The organism is Fuscovulum ytuae (assembly GCF_029953595.1).
In the GTDB taxonomy this organism is placed as follows: domain Bacteria; phylum Pseudomonadota; class Alphaproteobacteria; order Rhodobacterales; family Rhodobacteraceae; genus Paragemmobacter; species Paragemmobacter ytuae.
Map to the genome: position 1 here is coordinate 102,324 of NZ_CP124536.1, position 17,851 is coordinate 120,174.

The window sequence follows — 17,851 nt, forward strand, 5'->3', positions numbered from 1 at the left end:
TGGCGTCCTTTCGTTATTCGGCAGGGTGGGGGGCCGCAAAAGCGCGACCACGCTCGATGTCATGAAGAAGTCCGCCGGGCCGGGTGTAGACGACCCAGGTCAGGACCAGGCAGATCACGTAGAAGGCAAGGAACAGCCACAGTGCGCCGACGGGTGAGCCGGTCATCGCGATGGAAGAGCCATAGGCCTTGGGGATGAAGAAGCCGCCATAGGCGCCGATGGCGCTGGTGAAGGCGACGATGCCGCTCGACTCCATCGCGATCTGGCGGGCGCGGTCGGCGCCGGTAAGCTGCGGCATCAGGCGCGGCACTTCCTTGCCCATGATGACCGGGATCATCTGGAAGGTGGACGCATTGCCGACCCCGGTGAAGAAGAACAGCGCGATGAAGCCTGCGAAGAACCCAGGGAAACTGCCGGCCTGCAGCGAGAAGATCACGGCCAGAACGGATGCGATCATCCCCGCGAAGACCCAAAAGGTGACGCGGCCGCCGCCGAACCGATCCGCGACCCAGCCCGTGCCGGCACGGCTCAGCGCGCCGACCAGCGGCCCGAGGAAGACGTATTGCAGCGCGTTCACATCCGGGAAAGCGATCTTGGACAGCAGCGGGAAGCCTGCCGAATAGCCGATGAAGCTGCCGAAGGTGCCGATGTAGAGGACGCACATCAGCCAATTCTGCGTGCGGCCAAAGATCACTGATTGCTGGGCAAAACTTGCCTTGGCATCGGCTATGTCGTTCATCCCCAACCACGCCGCGATGGTCGAGGCCAGGATGAACGGCACCCAGATAAAGCCTGCGTTTTGCAGCCACAGCGTGCCGCCATCCTGCAGAGCCACGCCCTCGCCGCCCACGGCACCAAAGACACCGGCGGTGATGACCAGCGGCACCAGGAACTGCATGACGCTGACGCCGAGGTTGCCAAGGCCTGCGTTCAGAGCGAGCGCATTGCCCTTTTCCGCCTTCGGGAAGAAGTAGCCGATGTTGGCCATCGAAGAGGCGAAGTTGGCCCCGCCAAGCCCGCAAAGAAGCGCCAGAACCAGGAAGATGAAGTAGGGGGTTTCCGGGTTCTGCACGGCATAGCCGATGCCGATGGCGGGCAGCAGCAGCGAGGCGGTGGAAAGCGTCGTCCAGAGCCGCCCACCAAAGATCGGCACCATGAAGCCGTAGAAGATGCGCAGCGTTGCCCCGGAAAGCGCAGGCAGTGCGGCCAGCCAAAACAGCTGTTCCGGCGTGAAGGCAAATCCGATCAGCGGAAGCTTCGCCACGACCATCGACCAGACCATCCAGACCGAGAAGGCTAGGAGCAGGGCAGGGATCGAGAGCCACAGGTTGCGGCGTGCGACGGCACGGCCCTTGTCAGCCCAGAAGGTCGCATCCTCGGGCCGCCAATCCTCGATCACACGCGGCATGGCGGTGCGTTCGGGGTGGTGGATCGGCTGCATCTCAGGCAGCTGCGGCAGGCGGTCCAGAACCTCGCCATGCGCGGCGCGCTCCATGGCGCGGATCGACAGGTGCATCCAGGTCAGCGCGATCCCGACCAGCACGAACAGCAGCGCAAAGCACGAGGTATAGATGCCCGTCAGGTCCAAAAGGGCTCCAAAGGCGATGGGCAGGACGAACCCGCCAAGCCCGCCGATCATGCCGACAAGGCCACCGACTGCGCCGACGTTGTTGGGGTAGTAGACCGGGATGTGCTTGAACACCGCCGCCTTGCCGAGGCTCATGAAGAAGCCAAGCGCGAAGAGCGTGGCGATGAAGGGCCACAGCCCCATGCTGGTTGAAAAGGCGATGACGCCATCCTTGCCCTGGATGACATAGTCGGTCGGCGGGTACGACAGCATGAACAGGAACAGCATCGAAAAGCCGAAGGTCCAGTACATGACCGACCGCGCGCCGAACTTGTCGGAAAGGTGCCCGCCATAGGCGCGGAACAGGCTAGCCGACAGGCTGAACGAGGCGGCCGCCATGCCTGCAGTGCGCACATCGACGCCGTAGACGTCGATCAGGTAGTGCGGCAACCACAGCGCCAGCGCGACGAAGGCGCCGAAGACGAAGAAGTAGTAGAGCGAGAAGCGCCAGACCTGCAGGTTCTTCAGGGGCGCGAACTGCTGGGCGAAACTCGGCGGCTTTGCCCCGGTCCGGCGACGTTCAACGAGCGAGGGATCGTCCTTGGCGAAAACAAAGAAGATCACCGCCATCAGTGCCAGGCCTGCGGCCCAGACATTCGCTACCCCTTGCCACCCAAAGCCCACCATCACGAAGGGCGCGACGAACTTGGTCACCGCTGCCCCGATATTCCCCGCGCCAAAGATGCCAAGCGCGGTGCCCTGATGGCCCGCATCATACCAGCGGCTGACATAGGCGACGCCGATGATGAAAGATCCGCCCGCTAGGCCAACGCCTAATGCGGCCAACAGATACATCGGATAGCTGTCGGCAAAGGTCAGCGCCCAGGTCGCCAAGGCCGCCAGCAGCATTTGCGTCGAGAACACCAGCCGCCCGCCATACTTCTCGGTCCAGACCCCAAGGAAGATGCGTGTCAACGAACCGGTCAGGATCGGGGTGGCGACCAAGAGGCCAAACTGCGTATCGTTCAGCCCCAGCTCGCCCTTGATGGCGACGCCGATGATCGAAAAGATCGTCCAGACGGCGAAACAGGCGGTGAAGGCGATCGTGCTCAGCGTCAGGGCGCGGGTCTGGTCGGCGCGTGAGGCTGTCGTTGCGGTCTGCATGGCGGGATCTCCGGCAAGAGGGAGGCAGTTTCCCCAGTGGGGTTGATGCCAGTCCTGAGATCCACGCAGGCCAAAGAGGTTGATCTAGATCATCTGTTGCGGATTTCTTATTGAAATAAATGGCTTAGTGAAAAATGTCAGGTTCGCTTGCAGGGTCAGTCAAGGCTCCTCCTGCGATGATCAATTGTTGGCTTGACAATTATCAATCGTGGGATTGGACTCTGCCAAAGCACTTCTAAGGACGACAGGATGCCCGATTCATCGTTCAGGGAGATTCGCGACCTCGCGCTGTTTTCACAGATGGCGGACGAGAATTTCTCGGCCTTGATGCGCGGTGCTTATGTCCAGAACTTCCCGGCGCAGATCGAACTGATCACTGAAGGCGACCCGAGCGACTTCCTGCATGTTGTGCTTTCCGGTTCGGTTGACCTCTTCTCGGCCTGGAATGACCGTGAGACCAGCCTTGCGACCGTTCGGCCCATCTCGACCTTCATCCTGGCCGCTACGATCAAGGATGCGCCTTACCTCATGTCAGCCCGCACATTGGAGAAGAGCCGGATCGCGCTGATCCCCAGTCAGGATGTGCGCGCCGTTTTCGACATTGACGGCAACTTTGCCCGCGCCATCGTGACGGAACTGGCGCAGTGCTACCGCTCGGTCATCAAGGCGCAGAAAGACCTGAAGCTGCGGACATCGTTGGAACGGCTGGCGAACTATTTGCTGCGCCAGCAGAGGCGCGCCGGTGGGGCAGCATCGTTCGACCTTGATTTCGAGAAGCGCCGCCTCGCTTCGGTGCTTGGGATGACCGCCGAAAACCTGAGCCGCGCCTTCAAGGGGTTGCAGCCCTATGGGCTAGAGGTGGACGGAACACGTATCACAATCACCAACCAGGCAGAGTTCGAGCGGTTTGCCAAGCCGAACCCGCTGATCGACGACGGGTCCACCTGAGGCGTCAGACCCGAGGGTCCACTCCGATCACCAGGGGATGCAGCCAGATCAACCCCGCATAGAGCATGAGCCCGGCAGCCAAGCGCAAAAGGGTGTCGGTGGTCAGGGATAGCGATGCGGGGCATTCCGATAGGGCTGCGCGCAGGTCGTGCCATCTCTGCCCCATCTCTCGCTGTCGCCGCCGGTCGACAAGGCGGCCGCCAAGCATCGCGAAACCGGCGAAGGTGCCGAACAGTATCACATGCGCCAAGTCGCCGTTTGGCAGGATATGCGCCGCCGACCATATCCCGAGCGCCAGAAGCAGGGGATGCCGCGTCAGGCGGACGATTCCGGGGCTCGCCGGGTCGAACCGGTCATTTTGCGCGCCGCCGAAGGAAAAGGGGTTCGGTCGTGCAATTGCCAGCGACAGGATCACGCAGACCGGCAGCATCACGGCCAGCACGACATGGTTCTGCCACGGCGCCCAGTCCCAAAGCGGCACATAGGGCGCTCGACCCGCTGCCGCGATCAACCATGCCAGCACGCCAAGTGAGAGAGCCGAATAGGCGATGCCAAAGCCTGCATGCCCCAGCCTTGCCACCGCCCAGGGCCGCAACGGCGGGCGGATCGGAATGGAGTGGGTCAGGAAGAAGGCCCCGAAGGCAAAGGCGAATTCGTTCCAGCCCATGCCCAGTCAGATCCGTTTCGCAGGCGGCAGGCGCAGCAGAAACCGCCCGTACAGAACGGCATAGCCGCCAAAGGCCCCTATCCAAGCCACTCCGGCCAGGCTGTGCATCGCCATCGCCTCATCGGTCCAGACCCCCGCGGCCACGCGCGCCAGGACAGCGGTGACCAGCGCCAGATAGATCGCCACCGTGCCGGGGCCTGCGTGCAACTCTTGCCCAGTATGGCCCAGGGTTGCACGCGTCATCACCGCGAGTGTCATCAACCCGACAGCGCCGCCCATCCAGAGATGCTGTGCTGCAGCCATCCCGAAGACGCCCGGCATCAGGATCTCGGCCGCCAGCGCGATGGCCCCGAGCGGCAGGAACGCATAGCCGGCATGCAGCACCAGGACGAGCGGCTCCGCCACCGTGCGGTGACCCGCCCATCGCGCCAGTCGGATGGCGTGCAGTGCCCCGGCCAGCCCCAGCAGGATGCCTGTCACCAAGGACAGCGGCAGTGCGACCCAGGCCATCAAAGCCGCCAGCAGGGACAGCAGGGCCACCTTGTCGAGCCCCTGCATCGGCGCGGCGGGCAGTTTCCCCGGCCCGCGCCGCACCAGCCAGTTCCGGGTGAATGAAGGTACGATCCGCCCGCCGATGACCGCGATCATCATGACACCCGCCGCCAACCCAAGTCGCAGGCCATAACCTTGGGCGGCATAATCCCCCCGCGCCGCCTCCCAGTGGTACAGTCCGTTGCCAAGGGCAAAGACCGCCAGCATCGCCAGCACGATCAGATTGCGCCAGTTCTTGCCCGCCACGATCTCACGCCCAATGGCCGCGGCCAGAACCAGCGGAAAGGACAGATCGACCGTCGCCGCCACCCCGGCAGGCAGGGCGCCCGACATGGCAACTGCCACGCGCCCGGCCAGCCACAGGAAGAACAGCCCGCCAAGCGGCCAGCCCACGATGGGCAACCGGCCTGTCCAGTTTGGCACAGCGGTCAAGAGAAACCCCGCGATCACCGCGCCGAGGTAGCCGAACAGGAATTCGTGCGCGTGCCAGCTGACTGGGTCAAAGGCTGTGGGCAGCGTAAGATGACCCGACAGCATCGGCACCCATAGCGTCATCGCCAGCGCAGCCCAGATCGCGGCCCAGAAGAAGAATGGCCGGAACCCGTAGGTCAGGATCGCAGGGCCGGTCCAGGCGCGCATCTGTTCGGCAGTGGTGGTCATCATGCGTCCTTCTGTTCGTACTGGACCCCGGCCTCGGTCAGGATGACGTCCAGTGCGATGTCGTGGGGTTGGGGAAAGATGGTGGCAAGCCGGGCAGATTGCAGACCGATACCGATTGTCATCGGGCGAGGCGACAGCACGGCGAGCGTGCGGTCAAAGTACCCCCCGCCGTAGCCCAGCCGAAACCCTGCCGGGTCCCAGCCCACCAAGGGGGCAAGAGTCAGGTCAGGCACCACCTCTGGCCCGTCAGCCGGGACCGGGATCTTCCAGAAGCCCTGCACCATCCTGCAATCCGGCGTCCATAGGCGGAACGCCAGTGGTGCAGAGGGCGCTGTGACCACGGGCAATGTGACGTTCGCGCCGCGTGCGAGCAGGCTTTCCAGCCAGGGCCGCAAGTTCAGTTCCGCCTTGATCGGCCACCAAGCCGAGAGCGTCAGCCCGTCAATATTCGGGAAACGTTCAGCAAGGAGGGTATCGACACGCGCGGCAATCATGTCTGCCGCTGCACGACGCTGCGACACGGACAGGGCCTGACGGTCTGCGAGCAATCGCGCGCGCTCGGCCTTGCGCCAGCGGGCGACGTCGCGCGCCTGCTCTTGGTCCACAGCCAACGGATCGAAGTAGTCCGGGGCGATCTCGCAAGCCATGCAGGGGGACGAGGCGAATGGGCCCGGCTCAGACATCGGCGCGCCGCTCCGCCTCGAACTGCGGGAACAGCACGTCGTTCTCCAGACGCATGTGCTCGGTCAGGTCACGGGCGAACTCATCCAGTCCACGGTAAAGCCCGGTCCAGGTGCCGCAGGCCCCGCCGGGCAAGGTCAGGTTTGCGGTCAGTCGGAGGATCTCGGCCAGCTCGCGGTCATGCCCGGCATGATCGGCGCGCATCACCGCGATCGGAGTCTCGATGCCGGGCATCCCGCCCTTGCGGATCGCGGGAAACAGGATCAGTTCCTCCTTCTTCATATGTACCTCCAATTCGCCGAGCATCTCGTGCAGCAGGGCCGACAGTCCGTCAGGCACGCCCACGTCGCCGAAGTGCACGTCCTCGACACGCTCCGCCATTGCCACCAGTTGCGGAAGCTGCTCCCTGTGGCGGGCATGGTAGCGCTCCTCGATGTGCCGGGTCAGGGCGGTCGGCTCGGACGGCGCTGCAGCTTCGGTCATGTGAGGTCTCCTGTCAGAAGAACAGTTTGGGTGGGGCGACGGGGTCGCTTTGGGCTGACTGAACGGCGATGTGCAGGGAATAGGCGATCCGCTCGGCGCGCTCGATCAGGTGCAAGGCTCCCGCGGGCGTGCAGGTATCAACAGCTGTCGCGCGGAACAGCGCAAGCCAGCGGTCAAAATGTGCCGCATTGATCGGCAACGGAGTATGCGCGGGCACCGGCCGGCCATGATACTGCCCGGTCATCAAGGCGATCGAAGACCAGAACGTCACCATCCGCTCAAGATGCACGGCCCAATCGGTGATGCGGGCCGCAAAGATCGGCCCCAGAACGGCATCTGCACGGACACAGCCGTAAAAGCGGTGTACCAGATCGCGCAGAACATCGGGGCTAAGACCCGTCTCTACCATAAGGGCGGCCGTCACTTCCGGCCTGGTTGTCGGGATGGACAAGCTGACAGTTGCGCTGGACATCTGAGTCTCCGTCTTGCGCTTTGGCTTAGGCCTGCTAATTGGTATTGTAAATACCTATTCAAGGAAACCGACCTCATGCGGCTGACCTCCTTCACCGACTTCGGGCTACGGATGCTGATGCGGATGGCCGCCGATCCGTCGCGCGCCAACTCCACGGCCGAACTGGCCGAAGCCCTGGGCCTGTCCCGCAATCATCTGGCCAAGATCATCCAGCATCTGGCGCGCGCAGGCCTGATCGAAACCCGGCGCGGCGGCGGCGGTGGCGCCGTGCTGGCCCGACCGGCGTCCGAGATCCGGCTTGGCCAGGTCATCCGGTTGTTGGAAGAAGGGCAGCCCTTGGTCGAGTGTTTCGGGGCCGATGGGGGTGCCTGTTCGATAGACACGCGCTGTCGGCTCAAGGCGCGTCTGCGTTCTGCGGAAGCAGCTTTTCTCACGGATCTCGACCGATCGACACTGGCCGATATCGCCCTGCCCCCGCTCGTGGTGTCGCAATGACGCAGGTGGAACGTGACGGTGCAGGCTTTGTCGTCCCGGCAATCTTGCTCGCCGAAGCATTCGGACTGACCGAGTCCGACGTTCGCGAGTCGATGCGCACCGGCGCCCTGACATCGATCTGCGAGGCCGGGGTGGGGACGGACGCGGGACGCTGGCGCCTGACGTTCCGTTACATTAATCGCGCCCTCCGGTTCACGGTCGACGAGGTAGGAACGATCCTGTCGAGTTCTCGCTTTCCGGTGCGGGACCGATCGTCTGACTTGGAACGTTGACTCCTTCATCCGATTATGTAAGTGATTAATCACTTACTTTCTTGGATGAGTCGATGCGCAAGACGTCAGATCTCCGCAAGGCCGAAATCGTGGCAACGATCCTAGCCTTGGCCGACCAGATCGGCCCGGACCGGGTGACGACAGGCGCCGTCGCCAACGAAGTCGGCGTGACGCAGGCTGCCCTGTTCAGGCATTTTCCAACAAAGGCTGCAATGTGGAGTGCCGTGGCCGACCAGGTGGCCGAAACGCTGACCCATGCCTGGAATGCGGCTGTGGCACTGAGTGAGCTGCCGGTTGACAGGATCAGGGCCCTGATCCGGGCGCAACTGGACCAGATCGCAGCAACACCCGCGATGCCCATGCTGCTGTTTTCCCGCGAACTGAATGTCGAGAACGCGGCCCTGCGCACGGCATTCCACGGGCGGCTGACCGCTTTCCATGGCCATCTTATGCGCGAAGTCGAGCTGGGCCAGCAGTCCCATACCCTGCGCGATGACGTTGCAGCGGCGGATGTGGCGGTCTTGCTGACTTCCCTGGTGCAGGGGGTGGCGATCCGCTGGTCACTGGGCGCGCGCGACTTTGGCCTGCAGGCCGAAGGGCTGCGCCTTCTGGATGTCCAGCTGCACCTGCTTGGGGTGGAAGGAGGCTGACCGATGCGGACCATCTGGATCATCGCGGTGGTGGCGACCCTGAGCATCGGTGCAGGAGCGATGTACCTGACCGAGCGTCCGTTGACGGTGGCGGTCGTGCAGCCCGAAACCGATGTGGCCCTTCGCATCTACGGGCTCGGAACCGTCGAGGCGAGGGTACTGGCGCGCGTAGGATTTGAGTCCAGCGGAACACTGATGTCGCTTACGGTCGATGCAGGTGACCGCGTGGCACAGGGGCAAGCGCTGGCCGCGCTGAATCAGGATGAGCAGGAGGCGCGGCTCGCGCGTGCCCAGGCCGCCGTGGCGGCGAACGCTGCCAATCAGGCCAAGGCCGAAGCGGCTGTCCTCCGCGCCACGGCAATCCTGGCGCAGCGCGAGGCGGCCAACCGCCGGCAGGCCGAGTTGACCCGACAGGAAGCCGCATCCATCCAGCGCGCGGAGGAGGCGCAGCGAGATGAAGACGTCGCTCGTGCTGACGTGAAAGTTGCCGAAGCGGAACTCGCCGTCATTCGCGCTCAAGGGCAGGATGCAGTCGCTGCCCTGCAACTTGAACAGACGCTGCTGGACCGTCACCGCTTGACCGCACCCTTTGATGCGCTGGTTGTGACACGCCTGGCCGAAACCGGGGCCGTGGTTCGGTCAGGCGATCCGATCTTTACCCTGATCGACCCCGATACGATTTGGATTCAGGCCTACATTGACGAAGAACGCGCTGGTCAGCTGGCCCTTGGCCAGCCCGGCACCATCCGTCTGCGGTCTCAGCCTGCCAGCGAATTCACAGGCACGATCACCCGCATCGGAGTGGAAAGCGACCGGGTGAATGAGGAACGCCGCGTCTGGCTGACCTGCTCGGATTGCCCGCAGCAAATGTTTCTGGGCGAACAAGCCGAGGTGCGCATCCTGACTGCCACACGCGCCACGGCCCTGATGGTGCCTGAAGTGGCGATTATCGGCTTCGACGGGTATCGCGGCACGGTCTGGATCGTCCAGGACAGTAGGCTTTCGCGCGCCGACCTGACATTCGGCGCGCGTGACGACCGGGGCCGGGTGGAAGTGACGGGCGGGTTGCCCGATGCTGCGCAGGTCGTGGCCGTCCCGCTGCAAGGCGTGGATGAAGGTCGGCCTGCCCGCATCGGAGCCGCGCCATGAACCTTGCCATCAAGGATATCCGCCACGGTCTCTTCCGCTTTGTCCTGACCTGTTTGGGACTTGGGCTTCTGATGACGGTCGTGCTGGCGATGATCGGCATCTACAACGGCCTTGTCGCCGATGCCCTGGCCGTCGTGAAGGCCCCTGCCGCTGATGTCTGGGTGGTCGAGGCTGGCACACAAGGCCCCTTTGCCGAAGCGTCAAGCATCCCGGCCACGACCCGGGACGCCGTGGCCCGCATGCCCGGAGTGGCCGAGGCCGGGGCCATCACTTACCAAACGATCGAGGCCAGCCATGCCGGCGGGACCTTGCGGCTCTATGTCATCGGCTTTGAACCCGGTCGTCCCGGCGGACCGCAGCGCATTACCGAAGGGCGGGGGCTGGGCAGAAGCCACTTTGAACTGCTGGCAGACCGCAAGACCGGTCTGGTGCCCGGAGAGACCATCCGGCTGGGACGCGACCGCTTTACCGTCGTGGGATTGGTCGAGGATGCGATGAACTCAGGCGGCGATCCGGCGGTCTATGTGACTTTGGCTGATGCACTGACGTTGCAGACGGCGATGGACCCGGCCGCTGCCCGGGTGCAGGCGGCCCGGGGCGATGGCGGCCTGCGCCCACCGACGGTGGCCGCCGTTGTTGCCCGGCTGCAGCCCGGTGCAGATGTGGCGCTTCTGACCGCGACAGTTCGGCAATGGAAACACCTCTCCGCCCTCAGCCAAGGTGAACAGGAGCAGCTTCTGCTTGCCTCGGTGGTGGACCGGGCGCGGCGCCAGATCGGTCTGTTCCTGGGGATCCTGCTGTCTGTCAGCGCCGTGGTGATTGCGCTCATCATCTACACAATGACCATGGAGAAGCTGAAGCAGATCGCTACCCTGAAGCTGATCGGCGCCCCGGATCGAACCATCGTGGGCCTGATCGTGCAACAGGCGCTGATCCTTGGCATCTCTGGCCTCGGGATCGGGCTGGCCCTGATCCTTCTGGTCAAGGACAGCTTTCCCCGCCGCGTTGTGCTTGAGCCGTTCAATGCGCTGGTGCTGACAGGCATCATCCTGATGGTCTGCCTTGTCGCCTCGGGTCTTGGCGTCCGCGCGGCGCTGAAGGTTGACCCTGCCACAGCGCTCGGGGGCTGACCCATGGCGCCGGGCGACATTCTGGTCGATGTGCGGGGCGTCGCCAAGCATTATGGCGAAGGCGAAACCCGTGTCGATGCCTTGCGGTCCGTGGATCTGCGGGTGCATGTCGGCGAAGTCATCGCGCTGCTGGGCCCGTCCGGTTCGGGCAAGACGACGCTGCTGAACGTGATCGGCTGCATTCTTGCCCCGACCGCGGGCCGGGTCGAACTGGATGGCGATGCGGTGTTCGACGGCAAATGGCTCCGCAGCGATCTGCGACGGCTGCGCCTGGACAAGATCGGCTTTATCTTTCAGGCGCACAACCTGTTGCCCTTCCTGACCGCCGAAGAGAACGTCTCGGTCGTGCTGGACCTTGCGGGCTGGACTGCCGAAAGAGGCCGAGCACGGGCACGCGAACTGCTTGATTACCTTGAAGTCGGGCATCGGGCCAAGGTGAAGCCGGCCCTGCTTTCCGGGGGCGAAGCGCAACGCGTCGCCATTGCCCGCGCGCTGGCGAACCGCCCCCGGATCATCCTGGCCGATGAACCCACGGCTGCGTTGGACAGTGGTCGGGCGCAACTTGTGATGGACCTTCTGCGAAAGCTCGCCAGCGACCAGAAGGCCTGCATCATCGCCGTGACGCATGATGAAAAGATCTTCGACCGTTTCGACCGCCTGATCCACCTGCGCGATGGTCGTCTCGTGGACAGCTGAACCAAGGAGAAGGCCATGCCCGCCCGCAGAAAGCCCCTGACGGCCGTCGCCGTTGTCGCAATCGTCTTCGGTCTCCTGACCATCGTTTCTGGAAGCCGCGCCCTTTTTGGTGGCGCCGACATGGGGGCCGTCGTCCCGTTCGTTCTATGGTTCAACTTCCTAGCAGGGTTTGCCTACATCATCGCGGGTCTGGGGCTTTGGTATAGGACTGGCTGGGCACCCGGCCTTGCCATCGCCATCACCCTTGCGACCGGAGCGATCTTTGCGATGTTTCTTTTGGAGGTCTGGCGCGGGACTGCATACGAGGCGCGGACGATGGGTGCGATGGCGCTGCGCCTTGCGATCTGGGTGGTGATCAGCGTCGTGGCGGCAAGAGAAAAGTCCAGTCGCGCATGACGGAAGGCAATCCTTTCACAGGGCACCATGCGGCCTGCCGCGATACTAGCAAGCAGGCGGCGTCACGTCTGACGGGACATCCCGTGCCCCCTCGCACTGACCCCAAGCGTCGCAATAGATCAACTGCTCCAGCGGCAGGCGGCTTGCCCAACCCTTAGCCGCCAATTCGGGCTGGTCGTAAAGCTCCTCGACGTAGCCGAGGCAAAGCCAGGCCACGGGAACAACGCTTTCGGGCAGGCCAAGGATCTCGCTTAACGCGCCCGACCGAAAGATGCTGACCCAACCCACACCAATCCCTTCCGACCGAGCCGCCAGCCAGAGGTTCTGAACAGCACAGACGGTCGAATAAAGGTCCATCTCGGGCGCGTGGGTGCGACCAAGCACAAAAGGGCCGCCACGCGCGCGATCGCAAGTGACACAGATGCTGACCGGCGCTTGCAGGATGCCTTCAAGCTTCAGGCTGGAATAGAGCGGACGGCGGTCAGGTCCGAACATCGCTTCGGCTTCAGCGTTTGCATCGGCAAAGGCGGCCTGAACCCGACCTTTCACACCGGCATCCCGGACAATGATGAAGTTCCACGGCTGCATGAACCCAACCGAAGGCGCATGATGGGCAGCCGTCAAAATGCGCATCAGAACATCTTTGTCCACGGGTGTGTCCGTAAACTGCGAGCGCACGTCGCGGCGCGAGAAGATAGCGCGATAGACGGCAGCGCGCTCGCTTTCGCTGAAGGCTCCGGCCGCGACCGGAGAGGCAGAAACGGACATGACGGTCCCCCTTCGTCGAAACGGGCGCGCCGCCGGCCTTCGGCGCGTCCTGTTTCGTCTGGCCGGTCTTCTGACTTGGCTTCGCGCGGGTGCTGCGCCTTCCCGGTCATTCGACCAGTGGCAAATGCAGCCCCATCTACCTTACAGCGTTGGGCACGTCGCAGGATTTCACTGCGTTCCCGATTATCCCGCCACGAAAAGCGGCGGGCACCAGACGCCGCCACTGTAGGCGTAAGTTCGATCTGGCGCAATCAGCGCGGCACTCCCGACGAAGACAGACGTAAAATCATTCTGCGGGATCCTTCAGCCCGGAATTTGGATCGAGGGCGTAGCCGCTCGCTGGTCCACGAAGGGGTTGAGCCAGCATCTGGTCGAGCCACAAATCACGCTGTGTACGAAACTGTTCGATACCGATTTCCATCCCTTCGTGCCCCTTGGCGGGCTGAGCGATGTAGGTCCCGAGCAGCCGGTCCCACCACGGCAAGTTGAAGCCGTAGTTCGAGTTGGTCTCGCGCGGGTCTTTGGAATGGTGGACGCGGTGCATGTCCGGCGTCACGACGAACAGGCGCAGCACGCGGTCCACCGGGCGTGGCAGGTCGATATTGGCGTGGTTGAACAGCGCGGTGGCGTTCAGGACCACCTCGAAGAGCAGCACCGCGACGGCGGGCGGGCCGAGCGCCGCGACCACTGCCAGCTTGATCCCCATTGAAATGAGGATTTCCACGGGATGGAAACGCAGTCCCGTGGTTGCGTCGAAATCGAGATCGGCGTGGTGCATCCGGTGCAGCCGCCAGAGCCCGGGCACGGCGTGGAACATCACGTGCTGAAGGTAGATCGCCAGATCGAGCAGCAGCATCGAGACGATGATTGCGACCCAGACTGGCACATCGATGTTGTTGAGCAGGCCCCAGCCACGATCCTCGGCCATGACGGCCAGACCGACCGCGAGGATCGGAAAACTCAGCCGCAGGATGACCGTATCCACCACCACCAGAGCAAGGTTGTTCGTCCAGCGGATCACACGCGGGATCTCCCGTCTGCGCCGGGGGGCTGCCACTTCCCAAAGCGCCATCGCCGCCAGAACACCCAGAAAGATGGCAAGCCGGATGGTCGCCTCGGTGGCAAGGATGGTCTCGGACATGGATCGCTGGCCTTGGGGCTTGTGGGGCGCGCTGGAATCGCTATTATTCAAGTTATCGCTTGAATGATGTAGCGTCAGGAGACAGTCCTTGTCAATCAGCCCGAAGCTGGCCCTGTTGGAGGAATACGCCCTCGTCGCGCGCGCCCTGTCGGCACCGGCGCGTCTGATGCTGCTGGAACAACTGGCGCAAGGCGAGCGCGGGGTGGAGGCACTGGCCGACAAGACCGGCCTGACCATCGCCAACTGCTCGCAGCACCTGCAACAGTTGCGACGGGCCGCTCTCGTCACCAGCCGCCGTGACGGCAAAGCAGTGATCTACCGGCTGACCGACGCGAAGACGCTCGCGCTCATGGACCTTTTGCGCATCGTGGCCGAACGTAACCTGGCACAAGTCGAGCGCATCCTGCGGGGCCTCTCGGGCGGCTATGACGCGCCCGAACCGGTCAGTCGCGCGGTCCTCGCCGCACGGCTCGCGGAAGGCTCTGTCACTGTTCTCGATGTCCGGCCCTCCGACGAATACGCTGCGGGCCACATCCCCGGTGCGCGGAACGCCACCCTGGCGCAGTTGGAGCAAATCCTCCCAACACTTGCGCATGACGCCGAGATTGTCGCCTATTGCCGCGGCCCATACTGCGTCTATGCCCATCAGGCCGTCGCCACTTTGCGCCGCCACGGTCTAAACGCGCGGCGGCTGGAAGGTGGTTTGCCTGAATGGCGTGAGGATGGAAGACCAGTGCTCATCGACGTGGGCTGAGCGTTGTTGGGCTCAATAGGACGGCGCCCGGTTTCGAAAGGACAGGACTTCGCTCATCGCGCTCCATCTTCGTTGACGATGCAATCATATTGCCCGATGGCTGACACCTGATACGGCGACCCTAGTTCGTCGCGCGCCACATCCGGTATCGCCCCTGGCCTGTCATCTCGCGGATCAGACCCCGCGCTTCCATCCAGGCAAGGTTGCGCTGCACGGCCGCTCGACTGGCGCCGGTCATGGTCTCGGCCATGGGGGCCGAGACGAGGGGCCATTCGGTCAGTACGGCGCGCAGCGCCCGCGGTGTCTTTCCCGAGAGCGGTGACATCTCGATTTCTGCCCGCGCTGACCATGCTTCGATATCGTCGAGGTGCCGCATCGCGGTCAGGCTTGCTGTTTCCATCCCGTCGAGCCAGCGCGCCAGACGGACAGTCTGTGAGCCACCTGCGCGCAGGCCCCCTGCCCCGCCCATCGCCAGCGGCGTAAAGACTGCGCCCCTCCCTTCGCTGGCCGAGATGCGTGCGGCGGTCACCGCCGCTTCCATCCGGTCACTGTGCTGCCCGAGTCCTGCTAGGTTCCAAAGGTGGAAGCCCATGCAGGCGCGGGTGATCGGGTGCAGATCGTCAGCTTGCGCCATAAGGTCCAGCCACCCCTCGGCTCGATCGGAGAATGGTTCTGCCACATCATCCATGTTCTCGGGGTCACGGCGATCCAGGAAGGCAGACAGGTCGACGTCTGGCCCCGGCCCACCCGTCAGGCGCCGCACCGCCCACCCCACCCGCGCCAGCGCTGTTGTGTCGTCTTGGACTCCCGAAAGGCGCATGGAGATCCACAGTGCCAACCTATCCGGCGCGACTCGATCCCCGGCGAACCAACTCAGGTCGGCCGCCTCGATCAGGGCCAGTCTGTGCCGCCACCCCTCTGGTCCGCGCTTTAGCCGTTCATCCAGCGCTCCAAGCCGACCCGCGACGCGGGCGAGGCGCGCGGCATGCCCCGCCTCGGCCTTCCGCCAGTCGTCGAGAACCGCCATCTCGCGGGGCTCCGCCCGTGGTCCAGGCGGCAGATCGTCGGTTTCCTCTTCGATCGGACCGGGCAGGAACCACAGATTGTTGTCTGACGTCTCATCGACCTCTCCAACGGCAATGGGAGGTACCTCGAAATCATCATGCAAGACGGATGCTTGAGGTTTCATATGTGCAAAATACGTGCAGTTTGCACTTTACCAAAGGGTTTTGTTGGGGGGCGTCGACACAGTTGTATATAGCACGCGCGCGCGATGGTCTTCGAGACCTCTCTGACCGTGGTCAGCCTCAGGAAACCAAGGGCTTTTCGATGGACAGCACCGCAAAGAGCGCCCTTGCTTCCGTTTACAAACGGTCGTTTATTGGCGATAGATGAAATTGCAAACGGCCTGTTTTGATGCCATTGATAGGCTACGCGCGCGTCTCGACAGAGGATCAGACCCCCCTGCCCCAGTCGCAGGCCCTGAAATCCGCGGGCTGCGCAGAGATCCATGAAGAGCAAGCCTCGGGCGGGAACCGCGCGCGGCCGGTGCTGGCCCGCGTGCTCGAGCGGATTGGCAAGGGCGATACGCTGGTCGTGGTGCGCATCGACCGGCTGGCGCGGTCGCTCTCGCATCTCCTTGAGGTGATCGAACGGCTGGAGGCGAAGGGCGCCTTCTTCCGTTCACTCATGGACCCGATCGACACGTCCTCCCCGCAGGGCAAGTTCACCCTCCAGGTCTTAGGCGCCGCGGCCGAGTTCGAGCGCGCCCTGATCCGCGAACGCACCAAGGCCGGGCTGGCCAGCGCACGAACCAAGGGCCGGGTCGGCGGCAATCCGGGCCTCCGCGCCCGTGATCCGGCGGCGTTGCGCAAGGTGCGGCTGGCGCGACAGGACGGCTACATGGAACGCCTGAACGAGACGGCGCAGGACTGGGTTCCCCATATCCGTCGCCTGCGCCCGGACTTGGCCTGGGAAGACGTAGTGCGCATCGTCAACGGCCCCCTGCCCCGCGAGCGTCAATGGACGCAAAGCCGGCTTTTGCGCGCGGTCAACGCCTATGTCCGGGACGGCTTCCTGCCGCCCACGGTACTGGACCGCGCCGGCCGCCGCGAAACCGACGACCGCCTGCCCGCCATCGTCGCTGCCATCAAGGGCGCGGACCCCGACATCACGCTTCAGGCGATCTGCACCCGGCTAGAGGCGATGCGCGAGCGCACGCCTCGCGGGCGGGCAAGCTGGCAACCCTCTTCGGTGAAGATGCTGCTGGAGCGGGCCGAGAGGCTGGGGCTGCTTGAGTAGTCGAGATACCTTGCAAATCCTCCACGACATGGAAGGATTACACGGCTTTGGCCAGCGCCATGCTCAGAAACTGTCTGCTCACGCAAAAGGGTTGATGATGCGAAGCTGGCCTTCGACCAGCAGGCCATCTTGCATGTCCTCGCTCCACAGCGTGGTGCAGCCCGCAACCAAAGCGCTGGCCATGATCATGGCGTCGTAGATCGAGAAGCTGTAGCGTTCCGCCAAGGCGCGGCCGACGTCGTGGGTCTGAATGGTCAGGTCTTCGACGGGGCACAAGGCACGAATGCTCTCAAGAAACGCCCCTGCTTCCTCCCAGCTCATGCCAGCCTTGCGGCGACAGTTCACCAGCGTCTCGTTCAGGACCTGAACGCTGATCCGGGGCCCCTGCCCCAGGATAACCTCGGCGCGATCGGCCTTCGGGCCATCGTCGAGCAGGTAAAGAACGACATTCGTGTCCGCGAACTCAGCGCTCATGCGCGTCATCGCGGCTCAGGCGTCCCGCAGCGGGCAGCTTGCCCCGGAAGCGGCGCAGACCCGTCAGCACCTCATCCGCGCGCGCCAGACGACGGACTCTGACCTGGCCGTCGTCCTTGACCAGGTCGATCTGATCGCCTTCCTTGAGGCCAAGTTCCCGGACAAGCTCAGCGGGTAAACGGACGGCAAGCGAGTTGCCCCATTTTGCGACCTGCATCCTGACCTCCTGCGTGGATATACGTTCTGCAATGTATATCATGTTGGTTGCTTGGGCAAGCCTGTCCACGAGCCCGGGCTACTCTTGTGCATCATGCAGCGCCTGACACCAGATTTAGAAAGAGCTTGCACGAATCTGAGTCCTCCGGCAATAGTCACGGAAAAGGGCGACTAAACGCCAAATTCCGTGAACACGCCACGGGCGCGCGAGGGCA

At 63.8% G+C, this 17,851-nt stretch carries 21 protein-coding genes and 1 riboswitch; of the genes, 10 read left to right on the plus strand and 11 right to left on the minus strand.

What is annotated here, in order from left to right; genetic code table 11:
• Positions 1 to 13 precede the first annotated feature (13 nt).
• Positions 14 to 2,731 carry a nitrate/nitrite transporter gene (locus tag QF092_RS19145; RefSeq protein ID WP_281470228.1) on the minus strand — a complete coding sequence of 906 codons (2,718 nt, stop codon included), beginning with the start codon at positions 2,729 to 2,731 and terminating at the stop codon, positions 14 to 16.
• 249 nt (positions 2,732 to 2,980) lie between these two features.
• Between QF092_RS19145 and QF092_RS19150 the strand changes: the two genes are divergently transcribed.
• Complete coding sequence (locus QF092_RS19150) at positions 2,981 to 3,679, plus strand: cyclic nucleotide-binding domain-containing protein (protein ID WP_281470230.1); 699 nt, start codon at positions 2,981 to 2,983, stop codon at positions 3,677 to 3,679.
• A gap of 4 nt (positions 3,680 to 3,683) precedes the next feature.
• Here QF092_RS19150 and QF092_RS19155 read toward each other — a convergent pair whose 3' ends face one another.
• From QF092_RS19155 to QF092_RS19175, 5 genes are read right to left on the minus strand one after another with little or no spacing between them, the layout of a single operon-like run.
• Positions 3,684 to 4,346 (minus strand): NnrU family protein, encoded by a 663-nt coding sequence (locus QF092_RS19155; RefSeq protein WP_281470232.1) that lies wholly within the window; start codon positions 4,344 to 4,346, stop codon positions 3,684 to 3,686.
• Positions 4,347 to 4,352: 6 nt separating this feature from the next.
• Entirely contained in the window at positions 4,353 to 5,558 is a 1,206-nt protein-coding gene (locus QF092_RS19160) for an NnrS family protein (protein WP_281470383.1), read from the minus strand.
• Positions 5,558 to 6,205 (minus strand): 5-formyltetrahydrofolate cyclo-ligase, encoded by a 648-nt coding sequence (locus tag QF092_RS19165; RefSeq protein ID WP_281470234.1) that lies wholly within the window; start codon positions 6,203 to 6,205, stop codon positions 5,558 to 5,560. Before QF092_RS19165 ends, QF092_RS19160 begins: the two co-directional genes overlap by 1 nt.
• A gap of 28 nt (positions 6,206 to 6,233) precedes the next feature.
• Positions 6,234 to 6,722, minus strand: a complete 489-nt coding sequence (locus tag QF092_RS19170) for a hemerythrin domain-containing protein (protein ID WP_281470235.1) — start codon at positions 6,720 to 6,722, stop codon at positions 6,234 to 6,236.
• Between the two features lie 13 nt (positions 6,723 to 6,735).
• The gene (locus QF092_RS19175; RefSeq protein WP_281470237.1) at positions 6,736 to 7,194 is read right to left on the minus strand and encodes a group III truncated hemoglobin; all 459 of its coding nucleotides are present in this window, start codon (positions 7,192 to 7,194) and stop codon (positions 6,736 to 6,738) included.
• A gap of 75 nt (positions 7,195 to 7,269) precedes the next feature.
• Here QF092_RS19175 and QF092_RS19180 point away from each other — a divergent pair, with 75 nt between their 5' ends.
• The 7 genes from QF092_RS19180 to QF092_RS19210 are packed head-to-tail and all read left to right on the plus strand — an operon-like array spanning position 7,270 to position 11,982.
• A complete protein-coding gene (locus QF092_RS19180; RefSeq protein ID WP_281470239.1) occupies positions 7,270 to 7,689 on the plus strand; it encodes an Rrf2 family transcriptional regulator in 420 nt (139 codons plus the stop codon).
• On the plus strand, positions 7,686 to 7,961 hold the full coding sequence (locus QF092_RS19185) for a DUF6522 family protein (RefSeq protein WP_281470241.1): 276 nt from the start codon (positions 7,686 to 7,688) through the stop codon (positions 7,959 to 7,961). The genes QF092_RS19180 and QF092_RS19185 overlap by 4 nt, the downstream gene beginning before the upstream one ends.
• Positions 7,962 to 8,014: 53 nt before the next feature.
• Complete coding sequence (locus tag QF092_RS19190; RefSeq protein WP_107326294.1) at positions 8,015 to 8,611, plus strand: TetR/AcrR family transcriptional regulator; 597 nt, start codon at positions 8,015 to 8,017, stop codon at positions 8,609 to 8,611.
• Positions 8,612 to 8,614: 3 nt separating this feature from the next.
• A complete protein-coding gene (locus tag QF092_RS19195) occupies positions 8,615 to 9,760 on the plus strand; it encodes an efflux RND transporter periplasmic adaptor subunit (protein WP_281470243.1) in 1,146 nt (381 codons plus the stop codon).
• On the plus strand, positions 9,757 to 10,890 hold the full coding sequence (locus tag QF092_RS19200; RefSeq protein ID WP_281470245.1) for an ABC transporter permease: 1,134 nt from the start codon (positions 9,757 to 9,759) through the stop codon (positions 10,888 to 10,890). The genes QF092_RS19195 and QF092_RS19200 overlap by 4 nt, the downstream gene beginning before the upstream one ends.
• Before the next feature lie 3 nt (positions 10,891 to 10,893).
• Positions 10,894 to 11,586, plus strand: a complete 693-nt coding sequence (locus QF092_RS19205; RefSeq protein ID WP_281470247.1) for an ABC transporter ATP-binding protein — start codon at positions 10,894 to 10,896, stop codon at positions 11,584 to 11,586.
• Between the two features lie 15 nt (positions 11,587 to 11,601).
• Positions 11,602 to 11,982 carry a hypothetical protein gene (locus tag QF092_RS19210; RefSeq protein WP_281470249.1) on the plus strand — a complete coding sequence of 127 codons (381 nt, stop codon included), beginning with the start codon at positions 11,602 to 11,604 and terminating at the stop codon, positions 11,980 to 11,982.
• 45 nt (positions 11,983 to 12,027) lie between these two features.
• Here QF092_RS19210 and bluB read toward each other — a convergent pair whose 3' ends face one another.
• Both bluB and QF092_RS19220 read right to left on the minus strand, forming a co-directional pair.
• Complete coding sequence (gene bluB, locus QF092_RS19215) at positions 12,028 to 12,750, minus strand: 5,6-dimethylbenzimidazole synthase (protein WP_281470251.1); 723 nt, start codon at positions 12,748 to 12,750, stop codon at positions 12,028 to 12,030.
• Between the two features lie 43 nt (positions 12,751 to 12,793).
• Positions 12,794 to 12,980, minus strand: a riboswitch (cobalamin riboswitch).
• Positions 12,981 to 13,036: 56 nt separating this feature from the next.
• Positions 13,037 to 13,891 carry a sterol desaturase family protein gene (locus tag QF092_RS19220; RefSeq protein ID WP_281470253.1) on the minus strand — a complete coding sequence of 285 codons (855 nt, stop codon included), beginning with the start codon at positions 13,889 to 13,891 and terminating at the stop codon, positions 13,037 to 13,039.
• Between the two features lie 88 nt (positions 13,892 to 13,979).
• Between QF092_RS19220 and QF092_RS19225 the strand changes: the two genes are divergently transcribed.
• Positions 13,980 to 14,645, plus strand: coding sequence for an ArsR/SmtB family transcription factor (locus QF092_RS19225; protein ID WP_161768450.1), 666 nt, complete (start codon positions 13,980 to 13,982; stop codon positions 14,643 to 14,645).
• A 121-nt stretch (positions 14,646 to 14,766) separates the two neighbouring features.
• Here QF092_RS19225 and QF092_RS19230 read toward each other — a convergent pair whose 3' ends face one another.
• Positions 14,767 to 15,834 carry a hypothetical protein gene (locus QF092_RS19230; RefSeq protein WP_281470257.1) on the minus strand — a complete coding sequence of 356 codons (1,068 nt, stop codon included), beginning with the start codon at positions 15,832 to 15,834 and terminating at the stop codon, positions 14,767 to 14,769.
• A gap of 227 nt (positions 15,835 to 16,061) precedes the next feature.
• On the opposite strand from QF092_RS19230, the gene QF092_RS19235 reads away from it, so the two are divergent.
• A complete protein-coding gene (locus QF092_RS19235) occupies positions 16,062 to 16,946 on the plus strand; it encodes a recombinase family protein (RefSeq protein ID WP_281470259.1) in 885 nt (294 codons plus the stop codon).
• Between the two features lie 78 nt (positions 16,947 to 17,024).
• Here the strand turns inward: QF092_RS19235 and QF092_RS19240 are convergent, their stop codons facing one another.
• Both QF092_RS19240 and QF092_RS19245 read right to left on the minus strand, forming a co-directional pair.
• The gene (locus QF092_RS19240) at positions 17,025 to 17,420 is read right to left on the minus strand and encodes a PIN domain-containing protein (protein ID WP_281470377.1); all 396 of its coding nucleotides are present in this window, start codon (positions 17,418 to 17,420) and stop codon (positions 17,025 to 17,027) included.
• Positions 17,410 to 17,637, minus strand: coding sequence for an AbrB/MazE/SpoVT family DNA-binding domain-containing protein (locus QF092_RS19245; protein WP_281470261.1), 228 nt, complete (start codon positions 17,635 to 17,637; stop codon positions 17,410 to 17,412). The genes QF092_RS19240 and QF092_RS19245 overlap by 11 nt, the downstream gene beginning before the upstream one ends.
• Positions 17,638 to 17,851: the final 214 nt, after the last annotated feature.